This window comes from Streptomyces sp. PR69, assembly GCF_026420845.1.
In the GTDB taxonomy this organism is placed as follows: Bacteria; Actinomycetota; Actinomycetes; order Streptomycetales; family Streptomycetaceae; genus Streptomyces.
Genome location: NZ_JAOWCB010000006.1, coordinates 167,116 through 181,658, shown reverse-complemented (window position 1 = coordinate 181,658; position 14,543 = coordinate 167,116). Strand labels below are relative to the sequence as shown.

Annotated in this window: 16 protein-coding genes and 1 pseudogene; 5 read left to right on the top strand and 12 right to left on the bottom strand. The window is 69.5% G+C overall.

The genetic code is table 11. From position 1 onward, the window contains the following. Window positions 1-19 precede the first annotated feature (19 nt). The 6 genes from OF819_RS08265 to OF819_RS08240 all read right to left on the bottom strand — a co-directional run bounded on the left by OF819_RS08265 (window position 20) and on the right by OF819_RS08240 (window position 4,924). On the bottom strand, window positions 20-463 hold the full coding sequence (locus OF819_RS08265; RefSeq protein ID WP_267242732.1) for an NUDIX hydrolase: 444 nt from the start codon (window positions 461-463) through the stop codon (window positions 20-22). Further along, window positions 460-1,116, bottom strand: coding sequence for a dTMP kinase (gene tmk, locus OF819_RS08260; protein ID WP_267242731.1), 657 nt, complete (start codon window positions 1,114-1,116; stop codon window positions 460-462). Before tmk ends, OF819_RS08265 begins: the two co-directional genes overlap by 4 nt. Continuing rightward, window positions 1,113-2,603, bottom strand: a complete 1,491-nt coding sequence (locus tag OF819_RS08255; protein ID WP_267242730.1) for a B12-binding domain-containing radical SAM protein — start codon at window positions 2,601-2,603, stop codon at window positions 1,113-1,115. The genes tmk and OF819_RS08255 overlap by 4 nt, the downstream gene beginning before the upstream one ends. Next, window positions 2,566-3,405: a hypothetical protein gene (locus tag OF819_RS08250; protein WP_267242729.1), complete on the bottom strand. Its 840-nt coding sequence runs from the start codon at window positions 3,403-3,405 to the stop codon at window positions 2,566-2,568. The genes OF819_RS08255 and OF819_RS08250 overlap by 38 nt, the downstream gene beginning before the upstream one ends. A gap of 458 nt (window positions 3,406-3,863) precedes the next feature. Beyond that, entirely contained in the window at window positions 3,864-4,061 is a 198-nt protein-coding gene (locus tag OF819_RS08245; RefSeq protein ID WP_267242728.1) for a DUF397 domain-containing protein, read from the bottom strand. An 8-nt stretch (window positions 4,062-4,069) separates the two neighbouring features. Beyond that, a complete protein-coding gene (locus OF819_RS08240) occupies window positions 4,070-4,924 on the bottom strand; it encodes a helix-turn-helix domain-containing protein (protein ID WP_267242727.1) in 855 nt (284 codons plus the stop codon). A gap of 98 nt (window positions 4,925-5,022) precedes the next feature. On the opposite strand from OF819_RS08240, the gene OF819_RS08235 reads away from it, so the two are divergent. Then, window positions 5,023-5,250 carry a hypothetical protein gene (locus OF819_RS08235; protein WP_267242726.1) on the top strand — a complete coding sequence of 76 codons (228 nt, stop codon included), beginning with the start codon at window positions 5,023-5,025 and terminating at the stop codon, window positions 5,248-5,250. A gap of 154 nt (window positions 5,251-5,404) precedes the next feature. Here OF819_RS08235 and OF819_RS08230 read toward each other — a convergent pair whose 3' ends face one another. Further along, a complete protein-coding gene (locus OF819_RS08230) occupies window positions 5,405-6,721 on the bottom strand; it encodes an MDR family MFS transporter (protein WP_267242725.1) in 1,317 nt (438 codons plus the stop codon). 156 nt (window positions 6,722-6,877) lie between these two features. Between OF819_RS08230 and OF819_RS08225 the strand changes: the two genes are divergently transcribed. Next, the gene (locus tag OF819_RS08225) at window positions 6,878-7,639 is read left to right on the top strand and encodes a phosphoglyceromutase (RefSeq protein WP_267242724.1); all 762 of its coding nucleotides are present in this window, start codon (window positions 6,878-6,880) and stop codon (window positions 7,637-7,639) included. Window positions 7,640-7,719: 80 nt separating this feature from the next. Here OF819_RS08225 and OF819_RS08220 read toward each other — a convergent pair. From OF819_RS08220 to phoU, 4 genes and pseudogenes are all read right to left on the bottom strand, one after another. After that, window positions 7,720-7,917, bottom strand: a pseudogene (locus OF819_RS08220) (site-specific integrase); the annotation flags it as partial. A 572-nt stretch (window positions 7,918-8,489) separates the two neighbouring features. Beyond that, window positions 8,490-8,756, bottom strand: coding sequence for a hypothetical protein (locus OF819_RS08215; RefSeq protein ID WP_267242723.1), 267 nt, complete (start codon window positions 8,754-8,756; stop codon window positions 8,490-8,492). A gap of 304 nt (window positions 8,757-9,060) precedes the next feature. Then, a complete protein-coding gene (locus OF819_RS08210; protein WP_267242722.1) occupies window positions 9,061-9,219 on the bottom strand; it encodes a hypothetical protein in 159 nt (52 codons plus the stop codon). A 115-nt stretch (window positions 9,220-9,334) separates the two neighbouring features. After that, a complete protein-coding gene (gene phoU, locus OF819_RS08205; protein WP_267242721.1) occupies window positions 9,335-10,012 on the bottom strand; it encodes a phosphate signaling complex protein PhoU in 678 nt (225 codons plus the stop codon). A 294-nt stretch (window positions 10,013-10,306) separates the two neighbouring features. Here phoU and OF819_RS08200 point away from each other — a divergent pair, with 294 nt between their 5' ends. Together OF819_RS08200 and OF819_RS08195 are read left to right on the top strand one after the other, a co-directional pair. Continuing rightward, window positions 10,307-11,629, top strand: coding sequence for a sensor histidine kinase (locus tag OF819_RS08200; protein ID WP_267242720.1), 1,323 nt, complete (start codon window positions 10,307-10,309; stop codon window positions 11,627-11,629). Then, window positions 11,626-12,306, top strand: coding sequence for a response regulator transcription factor (locus OF819_RS08195; protein ID WP_064067557.1), 681 nt, complete (start codon window positions 11,626-11,628; stop codon window positions 12,304-12,306). Before OF819_RS08200 ends, OF819_RS08195 begins: the two co-directional genes overlap by 4 nt. A gap of 148 nt (window positions 12,307-12,454) precedes the next feature. Here the strand turns inward: OF819_RS08195 and OF819_RS08190 are convergent, their stop codons facing one another. Continuing rightward, window positions 12,455-13,165: a DUF461 domain-containing protein gene (locus OF819_RS08190; protein WP_267242719.1), complete on the bottom strand. Its 711-nt coding sequence runs from the start codon at window positions 13,163-13,165 to the stop codon at window positions 12,455-12,457. A gap of 734 nt (window positions 13,166-13,899) precedes the next feature. Here OF819_RS08190 and OF819_RS08185 point away from each other — a divergent pair. Continuing rightward, window positions 13,900-14,382 (top strand): CarD family transcriptional regulator, encoded by a 483-nt coding sequence (locus tag OF819_RS08185; protein ID WP_003953493.1) that lies wholly within the window; start codon window positions 13,900-13,902, stop codon window positions 14,380-14,382. The last annotated feature ends 161 nt before the right edge of the window (window positions 14,383-14,543 follow it).

The following is a 14,543-nucleotide window of genomic DNA, read 5'->3' as shown; positions in this document are numbered from 1 at the left end:
GCTGCCTGTTGGCCGTGCCTTACGACCAACCGTGTTCGGTGAGCGGCTCGCCGCCGTCGAGGTAGCCGAGCAGTCCGGCGGCGGGGTACTCGATGATGTCCTCGGGCAGCTCGTGCACGGACCACCACCGCAGGTCGAGACACTTCTCGGGCTCGCGGTTGACCGGCTCGCCCTGCCACGTCGTGGCCAGGAAGAACAGGCCGATTCGCGCAACCTCGGGACTCTGCTTGTGGTGCACGACGTGCACAAGCCGCAGGCGCTCGGGGTCGACCTCGACGCCGGTCTCTTCCCGCAGCTCGCGTGCGGCGCCGATGGTGAGCGGCTCGCCGGCGTCGAGCTTGCCCGAGGGGGCGTGCCACCGGCCGTAGCCGTAGGGGCCCCCGCGCTGTGACAGCAGGATCTTGTCGCCGTCGCGCAGGATCACATGCGTGTCGATCACGGGGGCCGCGGGTGCTGCGTTCATGAGTTCACCGTGGGATCGTCGTGCTTGCTGTGGTTGACGACGCTACCCCCGGGAGGGGACAGGGCGTCGGCGATTCGCTTCGCTACATCCGTAGGGGTGGCGTCGGTCGAGTCGAGCACGAGCACCTCGACGCCGAGAATCATCAAGGTCTGTGCAGCATCGCGGTAGAGCTCGACCTCTCGGGCCGGTCCGGTCGGGGCGTCGTGGAAGCGGTGGCGCTTTCCACGTTCGGCGAGGCGGGCCGCGATGGTCTCCGGTTGTGCGGTGAGGATCACGGCCAGGTCGGGCAGCAGGACGTGCCGGTTCAGGGCGAGCACGAAGGGCTCGGGCACGCCGTCGAGCTGTTGGAGAACGAGACTCGACGCGAGGTAGCGGTCGCAGACGACGGTATAGCCGGCCTTGAGTACCGGGTCGAGCTCGACTTCGATGTGTTCATACCGGTTCGCCGCGACGAGACAGGCGAGTGCGCGTCCGCGGATGTGGTCCGCCTTGGACCGGGTGAACTCGCCGAGTTCGCTGGACGAGGGCTCGGCCGTCGTGTGGACGCCGCTTCCGCGGCTGGCGAGCAGACGTCCGAGCTCGGCGACCGTGGTGGACTTGCCGACCGCGCCCGGGCCGTCGATCGTGACGAACACGCCGGGGTGTGAGTTCACGCGGCGACTCCCGGACGGTTGCGGTCGTGCTGTTCGCGGGTGAGCTCAGCGAGCGTCGCGCGCAGCTTGGGGAGAGGGACAGTGCCGAACTGGACGCCGACCGAGAAATTGAACTCGTCGCGCTGCCGCATGGACTCGTCGGCGCCGTCCGCGGTCAGGTCGACGTCGGAGTACGCGAGCAGGGTGTCGGGCTCGTACCCGGCGTCGGTGAGCGTCTTCCAGATCGGCGTGCCGGGGTAGGGCCGGAACTCGAACACGCTCGCCCGGAACCGGCCGGAGGCATGCCGGTCCGCGATGGCCCACAGGTTGTGGATGTGGCGCACGGTCGCGTCGAGGTCTTCCTGCTTCTCCCCGGGGTAGCCGAGGATGAAATAGCCCTTCACGCCGATGCCGCGCGCGAGCAGGCGAGCAGCGACCTGCGCGGTCATCTCGGCCGTGATCCGCTTGTCCATCCCGGCAAGCACGCGATCGCTACCCGACTCGATACCGAGGGCGACCTCGCGCAGCCCGTTCGCCTTGAGCGTGTCGAGCATGGCGTCGTCGAGGCGGTCGAACACGTTGATCCTCCCGGTGGCGTCCCACACGTACCGGTCGCCGATCTTGTGCCGGGAGAACGCCTCCATCTGCGGGACGATCACCCGTTTTGCGCCGAGAAAGAGGTCGTCGACGAATCGGTACGCGGTCGTCCCGTGGGTCTCGTGCAGGTGGTCGAGCTCGTCGACGATGCCCTCGGGCGAGCGGGGCCGGATCTTGACGTCGGGGTTCGCCGAGACGGCGGCGCCACAGAACCCGCAGTCGTACGGGCACCCGCGCGAGCCGACGATGTTCGCCTCGGTCCGGCCGTCGTCGGCGCCGTACGGGTCTTGCGGCAGGAACTCGCGGTTCACGAGCGGCAGGGCGTCTATGTCCGGGCTGAGCCAGTCGGCCTTGTCGCGCGCGATTCCGGCGGCGTGGGTGCCGAGCAGCCGGTCGCGCCACATCACCCCGGGCAGCTCGGCGCGGCGGCGCTCGTCGGCGAGCAGTGCGGCGACGCGCGTCTCGCCCTCGCCGATCACCAGGGCGCGTAGGTTGCCCATGCGCGGGTCGCCGAGGATGCGGTCGGGCATCGCGCGGGCGTGGTGGCCCCCGACCATGAGTGCGATCTCGGGGTCGAGGTCGGCGGCGATCCGGGCCGACATCTCGTACGTGGGGGCGAGCAGGTTCATCCCCACCCATCGAGGCCGGACGGTGTTGATCAGGTGGGTGGTCTCGTCGATGCCGAGCCCGTGCGCCTCGGCGTCCAGCACGCCCACGTGGAAACCGGCCTGCTGCGCGTACGTCGCGATGTACGCCATCCCGAGGACCGGCAGGGTGTAGTCGTTCGTCCGGGGCCGCAGGGCGTAGTCACGGAGTGGCGCGTTCACGAACAGGGCGTCGAGGACGCGGAGCGGGTCGGCACCGGCGATCAGGTCAGAGGCGGTGCCGTCCTCCGTGGTCGTTAAGGTCATTGCTCCCCCACGTGAGAGTGAAAAGGGTCAGGGCGTGCAGTTGGGTGCGATCGGGCGCCCATCGGCGCCACATGGCCTCGAACTCGAAGTCGGAACTGGGGAGTTCGAGGATGGGGGCCGCCTTCCGGGCCCATGTGCGCACAGCGAGGTCGCCGTGCGGGTAGATCGAAAAGTCGCCTGTGAAGTCAGCCGCGGCTGCGGCGGCGGTCCACGGACCGATGCGGGGCACCTCGACAAGTTCTTTGATCAGGCTTTCGGGGTCGAGGGTGACCCACTGCTCGCCGCGGTCGAGGTACGCCTCGGCAGCAGCAAGCAGCGCGGTGCGGTTGAACTTCGTTCCGACGGCGGCGAATCCGTCGTCAGGGAGGGCGAGCACCGTCTCAGGAGTCGGCACGAGCGCGAACTCGCCGGTCGCCGTAGTGAAGTTGCGCCCGTACGCGGCGTAGAACGACTGGTGGCGTCGTCGAGCCTGCTTCGCACTCACGACCTGGCGGAGGATCGCCGTAACGATCGCGTCCCACAACGAGGGGTTGGTGAGACGTGCCACGGTGCCCAAGCGCACCAACTCGTCGAGCAGCGGCACGGCTTGCTCGGGAGTGGTGGGCAGGTCGATCGGTGACGTGTAGGCGACGGGCGGCTGCTCGGCGGCAGGGTCACCCGTGATGGCTTGTAGTGCGAGATGCTCGCTCCGGTGGTTCCAGATGGCGAGCCACGCGGCGCCCTCGTGCTCGACGAGGCGGGCCTGCTCCCCCTTGGGGGTCGTGCGCCATGCGGGGTGTTCCGTAATGATCTTCGCGCTCATGGGCTCAATTCCGGTCGAAAAGAGACGTGTTGGGTGTAGTGATGGGAGGTGCGCACGCCAAGTTCGAGATGGTGCACGGGCGTAACCGCACACTCGGCCGCGCGCTCCGTCTCGCAGGGTGTCATTCCTGCCGCGTGCGCGGTGCGAACCTGTACCCGGATGGCGCGCACGGCTGACCCTCCTGTCCCAGTGGCATGGTCGCCCCGTGGGGCGCGCTAGAGGCACGCGTGGTCAGGGGCGGCTCTCGGGGAGTCCTTTCCAACGGGACTTGTGCATGGGAGGACTTGCGCGGATGTGGGCGCGATCCCGCCAAGGATCGGCCCTCGCCCGCGACGCACAGCGACGGTAGCGCTACGTCAGGCGAGGTGACAAGTGTGCTACGGGGCATGTATGCGGATCGGCATATGCGAGTGCCCCCCGCCCGGTTGGACGAGGGGCACTGTTGTGCCTTGTCGGCTCTAGCCGATGAGGTGGTCGAATTCGCCGTTCTTCACGCCGAGGATGAAGGCGGCGAGGTTCTCTGGCGTGGTCTTCACGATGACACCGGGGTCGTCACTCTCGCGCAGGAGGATTCCACCGGCGACCTTGGCTGTTTCGAGGCACTGCTCACCGCCGCCGCCGGAGTAGCTCGACTTCTGCCAATTGATTTCACTCATTCTGACTCTCACAGTTCCCTTGCGACGTGATGAATGAAGCTTCGCGACTCTTCGGGATCCAGCGCTGCCTGCTCGGCGAAGTCGAAGAGCGTGCGATAGCGGTCGAGTTCCCCGGCTGCGTCGAGGAAGCGACCGCCGAACGGGGTGTCGATCTGCACGGTGTCTAGTTGCGGTACGACACCGTTCGCGTACATCACGGTCTGCGTCACCTCGATGAAGTCCTCGTTCGTGAACGGGATCACCCGGAGGGTCAGGCCGGGGCGCTCGGATACGGACAGGAGGTGTTCGAGTTGGCTGCGTGCGACCTTTCGCCCGCCTACGCGCATGCGCAGGGCTGCCTCGTGCACGATCGCCTCGAAAGGGGGAGCGGTCTCGCGCTCCAGGATCGCCTGCCGCTTCATGCGGTGCTCGACACGGGCCCGCACTTCGTCGTCGGGGAGCTGCGGGATGACACTGGCGAACAGGGCGTGCGCGTAGTCCTCGGTCTGGAGGACGCCGGGGAACGTGACCGGTTGCAGGCATCGAAGCCGGATGGCGTGGTGCTCAAGTTCGGCGATGTCGAGGAACCCTGGGGCGAGGACACCCCGGTAGCTGTCCCACCAGTGCTGTCCTCTGTGCTCGCGCGCGATGCCGCACAGGGCCTCGACGAGGGCCTCGTCGTCGCAGGCGTAGTAGACGGCGAGCTTGCGGATGCGTTCCTCGCTGACCCCGATCCGGCCGGCCTCGATGTGGCTGATCTTGGCTTGGTCGGTCGAGACCATCCCTGCCGCCTCTCGGGCGGTCTTCCCCGCGCGTTCGCGCAGCTTGCGGAGCTCGGCGCCAAGCCGGGCCTGGCGGGCTGTCGGGTTGTCCCTCGGCGGCATGAGTCCCTTCCCCTGTCTGCGCACAGTGTCGCGCGTAACCGTGCCACGGTCCACCCAATGTGGTTAACGCTGAGCGCCAATCTTGCCACGGGGCATACATGTCACCTCCCGCACCACCGCCCCAGCCGGGCGCGAACTACCGGTTCTCCGGCCCGAACCTGCCGAGCACGGTCGGTCTCGCACGCCACTGGGTGGTCGATCTCCTCCACGTCGGCGGGTGCTCGCAGCTCCTCGACCGGGCCGAGCTCTGCACCTCCGAAGTGGTGACGAACGCCCATGTGCACACCACGTCTTCGGCGATCACGGTCGATCCCGTGCCCGCGTAGGCTGCCCTCACCCGCCCGCCCAAGCACAGGGCCGCAGGCCGCCTGCGCGCTCTGGCAGAGCGGCCGGATGCAGGGGAGTGACCGGGGCGTACGGCCCCCCCCCCGTGTCCGCACGCCCCGGTCCGGTCCGTACGAGGCCGATGCCCCGTCCTTGCTAAGAGGGCTGCTTCTCGCGGGTCTCACCGGCCGACGGCCGCGGGGACTTCGGGGCCACCGGCTCCGCCTCCCGTGGCGCGTCCTCCGACAGCGCGCGGCGCAGCAGCAGGCCGTAGCCCGCCGCCGCTGCCGCGCCGATGGCCGCGCAGGAGAGCCACAGGACCGCCGGGCCGGGGCCCTCGACGATCCAGCCGGCCGAGATGGGGGCGACGAAGCCGCCCACCGACCAGGCCATGCCCATCACGCCCTGGTAGCGGCCCCGGGCGTGGACCGGGGCCAGCCGGGCGGTCGCCGCCGCGTTGACCGGGACGAACACCATCTCGCCCAGCGTCCACACCACCACCGTCGCCGCGAACATCACCGGCGTCCCCGCCAGCGCCGTCGCGCCCAGCCCCACCGCGAACAGCAGCGACGACACCACCAGCAGCGTCACCGGCTTCCGCCGCTCGGTCACCTTGTTGACCAGCAGCTGGAGGGCGACGATCACTACGCCGTTGACGGCGATGACCGGGCCGTACGAATCCGGGGGCAGGCCCGCGCCCGTCATCGTCAGCGGCAGGCCCACCCACGGCGTGATGAACAGCGTGCACACCAGCAGGCTCAGCAGCACGAGCGTGCGGAACGGGCCGTCCCGGAGGATGTCCAGGGTCGACAGCTTCTGCTGGGCCTCGGCCTCCGGGTCCGGCTCGCCGTCCTCGCCCTGACCCGCCTCCGGCCGCGTCTCCGGCAGCTTCAGGAACACGATCAGCGCGCACAGCACCACCGCGCACGCCTCCACCACGAAAAGCGTCCGGTAACCGAGGACCAGCGCCGCGCCGCCGCCCGTCGCCGCGATGGCGAAGCCCAGGTTCAGCGCCCAGTAGTTCAGCGCGTACGCGCGTCGCCGGTCCGGCTCCGGAACCTGGTCCGCGATGGTCGCGCTGATCGCGGGCCGTACCGCCTGCATGGCGACGCCCATCAGCAGCACTACCGCCGCGATTGCCCAGGGGCTGGTCACCACCGCCAGGGCCAGCGCGCCGACCGCCCCGCCGAGCTGACCCGCCACCATCGTGGGCCGCCGCCCCCACCGGTCGCTGAGCACTCCGCCCAGCGGCGCCCCGGCGATGCCGCCGAGTCCGTGCAGGGCGATGACCAGCCCCGCGTACCAGCCGGAGAACCCCAGCTCCTGGGTGAGGAAGAGGGACAGGAAGGTCAGGACGAACGCGCCCGTACGGTTCACCAGGGTCGACAGCCACAGCCACCAGAAGCCGCCGGGAAGCCCGGACACCGTGCTGCGAGCCGAGCGTATGAGCGGGACGACGAACGGGATGGACAAGCGGACTCCCCCGGCGCTTGGCATGCGAAATGGCGGACGCGGGGTGTGCACGTAAGCGGCCCCGCGGACACCTGGAAGTTACGGGCCGTGCGGGGGGCGTCGCCACCGAATTGACGGGGGCCGTCAAGCGTCGGCGCGTCGATTAGTCTCGTACGCATGGCCGACGCACCGTACAAGCTGATCCTCCTCCGCCACGGCGAGAGCGAATGGAACGCGAAGAACCTGTTCACCGGCTGGGTGGACGTCAACCTCACCGAGAAGGGCGAGAAGGAGGCAGTCCGCGGCGGTGAGCTGCTCAAGGACGCCGGCCTGCTCCCCGACGTACTGCACACCTCCCTCCAGAAGCGCGCCATCCGCACCGCGCAGCTCGCCCTGGAGGCCGCCGACCGCCACTGGATCCCCGTCCACCGCACCTGGCGGCTGAACGAGCGCCACTACGGCGCGCTGCAGGGCAAGGACAAGGCGCAGACCCTGGCCGAGTTCGGCGAGGAGCAGTTCATGCTCTGGCGCCGCTCATACGACACCCCGCCGCCGCCGCTCGCCGACGACAGCGAGTTCTCCCAGGCCCACGACCCCCGCTACGCCACCATCCCGAGCGAGCTGCGCCCGCGCACGGAGTGCCTCAAGGACGTCGTGACGCGCATGCTGCCGTACTGGTACGACGGCATCGTCCCCGACCTCCTCACCGGCCGCACGGTCCTGGTCGCCGCCCACGGCAACAGCCTGCGCGCCCTGGTCAAGCACCTGGACGGCATCTCCGACGCCGACATCGCGGGCCTGAACATCCCCACGGGCATCCCGCTGGTCTACGACCTCGACCCCGACTTCAACCCGGTCACCCCCGGCGGCGCCTACCTCGACCCCGAGGCGGCGGCCGCGGCCATCGAGGCCGTCAAGAACCAGGGCAAGAAGAAGTAATACGCACTGATCATGCCCCCTGCCTGCGGGTCCGCCGCGGGCAGGGGGCTCGGTCGCGCTCTGGGGCCGTCGCTGGGCCGTCAGGTGTCTGTCGGGCCCGTACCGAAGACCGCGGCGACCGCCTTGCGGGTGCGCTCCTGGCTGGAGGGCATCAGGTGCGCATACACGCGCAGGGTGAGGCCGGGGTCTGAGTGCCCGAGGTACTCGGCGAGCGCCTTGACGTTCTCCCCGGCGTCCAGGAGCACCGAGGCGTAGAAGTGGCGCAGCGCGGGCTCACCGAGCAGGCTGGACGAGCTGAACATCCACCCGTCCATGCGGATGCGGATCGACCGCGGCTTGTCAGGCGAGATGGAGCCCTACGTCGGCTGACCGCCCATGCGGGCATACGTCCGCTCGACGGCGGCGGCGAGGTACGGCCCAGCGCAGAGGGCATGAACGGCACCGTAACCCAGCAGGCCAGCTCGCCGACAGCCCGGCATCAGCCCATCCACACACGCAGCGCGGACCAATTTTCTCTACCTCATCAAGGCGGCTCGCTCCGCTCGCCGCGGGCTCCCCGGCTCCCCGCCGGAGACGACGCTCCTGTCTCCGCCCCGCTCCGTCCCCGGCTCCGCCGGTCGCGCGGCTGAGCGAGCCATCTTGGCCGAGGCCAGAACGGCCCGGCGGGGGCTGGGGCGGTCGGCTTCGCGGCTTTAGGCAGCCACCATGGGGCGAGCCTCGAAGATCGGGGCCCATCTCGGGCTATTGCGGGCAGGTCCACAGACTGCCCGAGTCGCCGGAAGCTTACGGGCCCCCCGATCCCTCGCCCCATGGCAGCTCCCGCCCAAAGCCGTTCCGCCGCCCGCGTGGTTCAGCTTCCGGCTGTGTCCGCCCACCAGGCGACGAGTCGGCTCGCCACGCTGTCAACCTCCTGGTATGTCGGATCTAGGCCGAAGTGATCTTTCAGCTCGGACCACAGGAACTCGCTGATCTCGGCTCTCCCCGCCCCGTCGTACAGGCGACTGAGGAGTGGGGCAATCATGCAGTCGTACTCGTCCTGCACAGCGTCGGCAACACCGATGGGGTCCCATTCGTTCAACAAGTATCGAAGGCTGTCCTGCGTGTCCACGGGCTCCATGGGGTCATGATTCCAGCGCGTTTGTGCCTGTCGACGCCGGGCCGTCTCTGGGCCGTCCGAGGGCGATCGAAGGCGGCCAACAACGACCAACGATGACCGGTCGGGTGCCCGTGGGCAGCACTTGGAGCTGCATGGATGCAGGTCGCCAAGATCCTTCGCAAGACCCAGGGCAAGAAGAAGTAGGTATTACGCGATCGCCCGGCGCACGGCTGCCGGGGAAATCGTCGCAACGCAGCAGGGCCCCGTCCGTCATCGGACGGGGCCCTGCTGCGTTCAACGGCTGTCGTGGCGTCCGCGGCGGCAGCTAGCCGCAGGCGCCGCCGCACTGGCACGGGCCGCCCGACTGGCAGCCGCAGCCGCAGCCAGAGCCGCAGCCGCAGGCGCCGAGGACGGGCAGGAATGCCACGTCGCGGGGGGTGTCGGGGGTGTCGGGCAGGGGGTCGGTTATGGGGGACTCGGCCATGGATGCCTCCTCGTCGGCGAACCGGACGTGCCGCCTTAAGCCCCCATTGCATGCCCACTCCGGCGGGTGCATCAACAGCGCACCGCCGTATCCGGGACCGCGGAGACCGCGGGGGCTACGCGCCCTCGACCTGTACCGGCTGCTGGATCTCGTCCGCGTGCTCGCCCGTGACCAGGTAGACGACGCGCTTGGCGACGGCCACTGCGTGGTCCGCGAAGCGCTCGTAGTAGCGGCCGAGCAGCGTCACATCGACGGCCGTCTCGATGCCGTGCTTCCAGCGGTCGTCCATCAGATGCTGGAACAGCGTGCGGTGCAGCAGGTCCATCTCGTCGTCGTCCTGCTCCAGCTGAAGGGCGAGATCGACGTCCTTGGTGATGATGACCTCCGCCGCCTTCGCCATCAGGCGCTGCGCCAGCTGTCCCATCTGCAGCAGCGTGGCGTGCAGGTCGTTCGGGACGACCTTCTCCGGGAAGCGCAGCCGGGCCAGCTTGGCCACATGCTGGGCCAGGTCGCCCGAGCGCTCCAGGTCCGCGCTCATCCGCAGCGACGTCACCACGATCCGCAGATCCGTCGCCACCGGCTGCTGCCGCGCCAGCAGGGCTATGGCCCGGGCCTCCAGGTCGTGCTGGAGGTCGTCGACCTTCTGGTCCCCGGCGATCACGTTCTCGGCGAGCTTGAGGTCGGCGTCGAGCATGGCCGTCGTGGCGCGCCCGATCGCCGACCCGACCAGCCGGGCCATCTCGACCAGGCCCTCGCCGATCGAGTCCAGTTCCTCGTGGTACGCGTCGCGCATGGTGTCCTCTCTGAAGATGCGGCCTGCCCCATTACGGCCTGCAGCCCTCTTGTACGACTTATATGACCTCTCGATGCGACCAGATCGACCGAAACGGCAGGGGTCGGACGGGGGTCGGGCCAAGGTCGGAAGGGGGTCGCCCCCTCCACGATTCCACGTTCTGTCCGAAACGCGTCCTGCTTCGGCACCCCAAGTGAACCACCCCCGTCCCCTCGGTGAACTCTGAGCGACGACTGTTCGAGCCGCCACTCGTTTGGCTGGGAGCATGTCCGCGGCCCCGCATAACCTGGATGCATGGACGTGAACGCGGCGGTCGCCGCAGCGGCAGCGATCGCCGGGCTGTGCACCGGCGTCATCGCCATGCTGGCGTTCCGCTGGAGCGAGCGGGACCAGGCGCGGCCCACCCGCTCCTCCCTGCGCAGCGATGCGCACGCCCCGCTGCCGCCCGGCGTCGACACGGTGCTGTCCGTCCTCCGCTCCTCCGCGGTCGTCCTCGACGAGAGCGACTCCGTCGTCAAGGCGAGCTCCGCGGCATACGCGCTCGGGCTGGTCCGCGGCGGGAAGCTCGCGGTGGAGCCCATGCTGCACATGGCCCGCGACACCCGGCGGGACGGCGAGATACGGCAGGTGGAGCTGGATCTGCCCCGGCGCGGCACCGGCCGCGGCGAGGCGCTCGCCGTCTCCGCCCGCGTCGCCCCTCTCGGCTCGCGCCTCGTCCTGCTGCTGGTCGAGGACCTCACCGAGGCCCGCCGCATAGAAGCGGTGCGACGCGACTTCGTGGCGAACGTCAGCCATGAGCTGAAGACCCCTGTCGGCGCGCTCTCGCTGCTCTCCGAGGCCGTCATGGACGCCTCGGACGACCCCGAGGCGGTCACCCGCTTCGCCGGGCGGATGCAGGTCGAGGCGACCCGCCTCACCAACCTCGTACAGGAGCTCATCGACCTCTCCCGGGTGCAGAACGACGACCCGCTGCAGGACGCGGAGCCCGTACGGGTGGACGAGCTGGTCGCCGAGGCGATCGACCGCTCCCGCCACGCCGCCTCCACCAAGCAGATCACCATGGCCGCCGGCGGCGCCGCCGACCTGCATATATGGGGCAACCGCGGGCAGCTCGCCGCCGCTCTGGGCAACCTCGTCGAGAACGCCGTCAACTACTCCCCGGCCCGCACCCGCGTCGGCATCGCCGCACGCCGCGTCGCGGCGCCCGGGGGCGATCTCATCGAGATCGCGGTCACCGACCAGGGCATCGGCATCTCCGAGAAGGACCGGGAGCGGATCTTCGAGCGCTTCTACCGCGTCGATCCGGCCCGCTCCCGCGCCACCGGAGGCACCGGTCTGGGACTGGCCATCGTCAAGCACGTGGTCGCCTCGCACGGCGGGGAGGTCACGGTGTGGAGCTCCGAGGGACAGGGCTCCACCTTCACCCTGCGGCTTCCCGAAGCGGGGGCCGTACGGGACCGTCCCGCCGGCGGGTCGGGCGGGCGCGGGCACTCCCGCGCCGGCGACGATCACCGGCCTGCCGGCGCCGCCATGACCGCCGGCATCACCAGCACCGCCGCCACCACCACTACCACCGATCCGAACACTGAGATTCCTGCCCCGGAGGTCCTTCCGTGACCCGAGTGCTCGTCGTCGAGGATGAGGAATCCTTCAGCGACGCCCTTTCCTACATGCTCCGCAAGGAGGGCTTCGAGGTCGCGGTGGCGACCACGGGCCCCGAGGGGCTCGATGAGTTCGAACGCAACGGCGCCGACCTCGTCCTCCTCGACCTGATGCTGCCCGGGCTGCCTGGCACGGAGGTGTGCCGCCAGCTCCGCGGCCGCTCGAACGTCCCCGTGATCATGGTGACCGCCAAGGACAGCGAGATCGACAAGGTCGTCGGGCTGGAGATAGGAGCCGACGACTATGTCACCAAGCCCTTCTCCTCGCGGGAGCTGGTCGCCCGCATCCGGGCGGTGCTGCGCCGTCGCGGCGAGCCGGAGGAGGTCGCCCCGGCGGCCCTGGAGGCCGGTCCCGTCCGCATGGATGTGGACCGCCATGTCGTCACGGTCGCGGGCGGGAAGGTCGACCTCCCGCTGAAGGAGTTCGATCTGCTGGAGATGCTGCTGCGCAACGCGGGCCGGGTGCTGACCCGGATGCAGCTGATCGACCGCGTCTGGGGCGCGGACTATGTCGGCGACACCAAGACGCTCGACGTGCACGTCAAGCGGCTGCGCGCAAAGATCGAACCGGACCCGGGCGCGCCGCGCTATCTGGTGACGGTGCGCGGCCTGGGCTACAAGTTCGAGCCGTAGACCGCCCGCCGGATACGCGAAAGCCGCACACGCGAGGCTGGTCGCACACGCGGGGCTGGTCGCATACGCGGAGCCGTATACGCGCACGCGAGGGGCCGCCTGCCGGATCACCGGCGGGCGGCCCCTCGCCTTCGTACGACTGCCGGACTCAGTGGCCCGCGTCATGGGACGCCGAGGAGGCGTCCGACGGCGTCGTCCCGGCGCCGTCGGACTCGCCGCCCGCCGCGCCCGCGGGAGTGCCGGTGGGCGTGCCCGTCGGCGTCGCGGTTGGGCCGCCGGCCGGCGACTCCTCGGGCGTCTGCTCTGCGGGCGACTCCTCCGGGGACCGTTCCGGGGCCGTCGGCAGCGAGCTGGGGCCGAAGTCCTTGTAGTAGTTCTCGGCCGGGACGACGAACGCCCGCAGCGTCACATCGCCGGTCTCGCTGAAGCGGAAGACGACATCCAGCACATCGCCGTCCTGGGTGGTCTTCAGCCCCTCTGCGATGACCGCGGAGGCGTTGCCCTCGCCGCCGAGCACAACGGAGCCGCCCGCCGGGACGGCAATCGGACCCGAGCCGTCCGCCGGGCTCAGCTTCGCCTCGACGCCCGGCCCCGGCAGCGTGATCGACTCAAGCGTCTCGCCCTCCCGGCCGTCATTGAAGATCGTCGCCGAGACGACGGCCGGACCCTCCGCGCCCTCGGTCGGCTGGGTGATCACCAGCCCGTTCTGGATCTTCAGATTGTTCACCGCGGTCGCGGCGTTGTCGGGCTTGATGCCGAGGGTCTGCGCGTCGTTGCCCGCACCGCATGCGGCAAGCGAGGCGATCGAGAACACGAGGGCAGTGGCGGCGAGGGCGCCGCGTCGAAGGCTGCTGCTCACGGCGGCGGCATCTCCTTGGCGTACGGAGTGGCTACGGTTCGGGCAAATCGGCTGAAAACAACTAAGGGTGCGTCAGCCCGCGCTTAGGTTACCGAGCCTGCCTCCCCGCTCAGCACCCGACCCGCCCCTACGTCGGCGAGCGACAGTTCCGGTTCACGCCGCCCGGCTCGGCTCCGGGGGCGCGCCGGGTTCGCACCGCACCGCACCGCACCGCGCACGGCACCGCACCGCACCGCGCACGGCACCGCGCCGCACCGCGCACCGCACCGCTCCGGAGCGCGGCCGTCGATCAAGCTGCCCGCACTTCGTTCACATAACCGCGGCGATCCCGAAGTGATCAATTCTCCGGACCGTCACACATTCCTTGCCGAATATCTGTCGGCAAACTCTCCGCCGACGCCGCCGGTCAAGTCGTTGATCAATTCCGGCGCCGGGCGGGAGGGAGTCCGGACGGGTGACCGAGGGCCGAACGGAGTACGGGAAGTTCACCGCGAAGAACCCGGCAAATCGGGACTTTCGGCCTCTCTGGAGGGTGTCGCGGCCGCTGTAACGGGTGCGTTTCCATACGCTCGCGCAGCCGCTCCCACCTGCGAATACCCCCCTCCGGAAGCCCTCCGCAGCACGTTCCTATCGCTGTTGTCAAGCCCCGAGATATGCCCTGACCTGCGAAAACGCCATTCAGAAGAAGCCGTTCTCGTGTTACTCTGGATAGCCACGGAAGGGGTACCTGTCACATGACGTTCAAGGTTGGCGACACCGTGGTCTATCCCCATCACGGGGCCGCGCTGATCGAGGCCATCGAAACTCGTCAGATCAAAGGCGTGGACAAGACCTACTTGGTGCTCAAGGTCGCCCAGGGCGACCTGACGGTTCGCGTGCCAGCGGACAATGCGGAGTTCGTCGGGGTACGCGATGTGGTCGGTCAGGACGGACTGGACCGGGTCTTCGAGGTGCTGCGCGCGCCGTACGCGGAAGAGCCCACGAACTGGTCCCGGCGCTACAAGGCAAATCTCGAGAAGCTCGCCTCGGGCGATGTCATCAAGGTCGCCGAAGTGGTGCGCGATCTGTGGCGTCGTGAGCGCGAGCGCGGGCTTTCCGCAGGTGAGAAGCGGATGCTCGCCAAGGCGCGACAGATTCTCGTCAGCGAGCTCGCCCTCGCGGAGAACACCAACGAAGACAAGGCCGAGGCCCTGCTCGACGAGGTCCTCGCATCCTGAGCATGCCGACGACAGCATCCTGACGATGCCGCTGATGCACCCGATGCGCCCGATGGACTGATGCACCAGATGGATGTTGCACCGGACGTGTGAACGCAACTGCCGCGGTGCCCGCTGACGCTCTGCCTGACCACCATGCCGGCCCGGCTCTCGATACGCCT